This is a genomic window from Streptococcus suis YS161 (genome assembly GCF_002760245.1).
GTDB lineage: Bacteria > Bacillota > Bacilli > Lactobacillales > Streptococcaceae > Streptococcus > Streptococcus suis_I.
This window is the reverse complement of the sequence record NZ_ASCA01000013.1, coordinates 1-2,328: the sequence shown is the minus strand read 5'-3', so window position 1 is coordinate 2,328 and position 2,328 is coordinate 1. Positions and strand designations below refer to the sequence as shown.

4 protein-coding genes are annotated in these 2,328 nt (G+C 36.4%); all 4 read left to right on the top strand.

Going from position 1 to position 2,328, the window contains the following annotated elements:
- A partial coding sequence (locus SST111_RS02240) for a CHAP domain-containing protein (RefSeq protein WP_142350744.1) occupies positions 1-294 on the top strand: 294 nt, incomplete at its 5' end.
- 67 nt (positions 295-361) lie between these two features.
- Entirely contained in the window at positions 362-964 is a 603-nt protein-coding gene (locus SST111_RS02235) for a DUF6088 family protein (RefSeq protein WP_024376813.1), read from the top strand.
- Positions 965-966: 2 nt separating this feature from the next.
- The gene (locus SST111_RS02230) at positions 967-1,965 is read left to right on the top strand and encodes a nucleotidyl transferase AbiEii/AbiGii toxin family protein (protein ID WP_099809866.1); all 999 of its coding nucleotides are present in this window, start codon (positions 967-969) and stop codon (positions 1,963-1,965) included.
- 147 nt (positions 1,966-2,112) lie between these two features.
- On the top strand, positions 2,113-2,328 hold a 216-nt coding region (locus SST111_RS02225), incomplete at its 3' end, for a putative cross-wall-targeting lipoprotein signal domain-containing proteiin (protein WP_142350743.1).

The window sequence follows — 2,328 nt, the reverse complement described above, 5'->3', positions numbered from 1 at the left end:
GGTGAGAAGATTCCAATTATCAGTACCATGGGCAATGGCCAAGATTGGGTACGAACAGCCGCAAGTCTCGGTGGGGAGACAGGGACAAGTCCACAAGCAGGAGCTATACTCTCATTTGCGGGAGGAGGACATGGCACACCAGCAGAATACGGACATGTGGCTTTCGTCGAAAAAGTCTACCCAGATGGCTCATTCCTTATCTCCGAAACCAACTATAATGGCAATCCAAACTACACCTTCCGAAAATTATCTGGAGTGGATAGTAGCTTGAGTTTTGCTTATACGACGAAATAATCTCCAAAAAGATAGTTGTCGTTTTGTCCCAAATATTGTATAATATTTGGGACAAGGTGGTGAGGAATTGATTAACATAAAGTCTAAAATAAATAGTAAGATTGATAATCTGCCAGACGGCGCAGTCTTTATTTCAAATGATTTTTTAGAGCTCGCTGATTATGAGACAATTAGAAAAAATTTGAATCGATTTGTTAACGATGGAACGATTCAACGTATTGTAAACGGTGTGTATTACAAACCAAGGTTTATTGAGTTGATTGGGGAATTTGAGTCTCCTTCAATAAATGAAGTGGCTATTGCCATTGCTAGAAAATATAATTGGACAATTGCACCTTCAGGGAACACAGCTCTAAATTTATTAGGGTTGTCAACACAAGTTCCAGCTCAATGGACATATATTTCTGATGGACGGTATGTAAATTTTTTAATTGGAAATACGAAGCTAGTATTCAAGCGAACAACAAACAGTACCATTTCAAATATGTCACAATTAACTGCACTAGTTATTCAAGCCATCAAAGCTATTGGAAAAGATAATATTTCAGAAGAACAGATTCTTTATCTTAAGAAAAGGTTAACTAAAAGTGATAAAGAGAAACTTCTTGAGGAAGGCAAGACTACCAGTGCATGGATTTATAAAATCTTGAAAAAAATAGGAGAATCCTAAAGATGCTAGAATTTAAAAAAATTTCCAAAGACGACCTTCAAGCCATTATTAGAAATGCTGCGGAGAGACTTGGTATCAATGACGTGATCGTTGAAAAAGATTATTGGGTTTGTTTCGTACTCAACTATCTCTTTACAAAGAGTGAATGGAAGGATGCTTTTACATTTAAAGGGGGTACAAGTCTTTCTAAGTGCTATGATTTAATTAAGCGATTCTCAGAAGATATTGATTTAATCTTGGATTGGCAGGTTATTGGATATGGTAAAGACGAACCGTGGCAATCCCGTTCAAATACGCAACAGGACAAGTTCAATAAGGAATCAAATTTAAAAGCAGAAGACTTTCTTGTGAATACGTTAATTCCACAGATGAGGTTAGATTTTGCGAAACTGATTGAAGATGATTTTCAAATTAGTATAGATGTAAATGACCCACAAACAGTACTTTTTGAATATCCGACAAGTTTCCAATCAGAGTATGTGAAGCAAGTCATTCGCTTAGAAATTGGTGCTTTAGCTGCCTGGACACCCTCTGAAATGGTAGAGATTACTCCTGATTTATACAAGGTTTACCCTATGCTATTTGTGGGAGATAGTATTTCAGTTAGGACTGTTTTACCTGAGAGAACCTTTTGGGAAAAAGCTACAATTTTACATCATGAGGCAAATAGACCAGCAGATAGTAAAATCCCTATACGCTATGCACGGCATTATTATGATATTTACTGTCTTGCCCATTCGATTTATAAGAATAGAGCCTTTATGAATCAAGAGTTATTGGAGAAAGTTGTTTCATTTAAGGAAAAATTTTATCCTCGAAAATGGGCAAAATATGAAGACGCAACTATTGAAAGAATCAGATTACTTCCAGATGATTACAGATTGAATGAAATTGAATCAGATTACAACCAGATGAAAGAAATGTTTTATGGGTCTGTGCCATCATTTGAAGAGTTGTTAACAACTATCGCTAATTTAGAAAAAGAAATCCATAAACTTTAGACATCAATTATTTTAGTCACCCACTTTTATGGGTGGCTTTTTTCTTTTCCCTCAATTTATTGTGATAACAAAATCAAGCCTTCTTTTTTATGATGAGGAAAGAGTGACAGTTTGTTGCTAGAGAATAAAAGAAAAGAAGGACTATTTATGACCAAAACATGTAATCATCACTTTCTTGTCAATCAGGAAAAAGGCGAGAAACACGTCTTTCGCAAGAGTAAAAAATATCGTACTTTATGTTCCGTTGCCCTTGGAACCATGGTGACGGCTGTTGTTGCTTGGGGAGGAGCGGTTGCACATGCTGATGAAGTCACATCATCAGTTGACACCGCCATTCAACGAACGGAAAATCCAGCCACGAAT

What these genes read in the sequence shown, in the direction of transcription:
- SST111_RS02230 (WP_099809866.1), top strand. Translation starts at nt 967, where the DNA reads ATGCTAGAATTTAAAAAAATTTCCAAAGACGACCTTCAAGCCATTATT.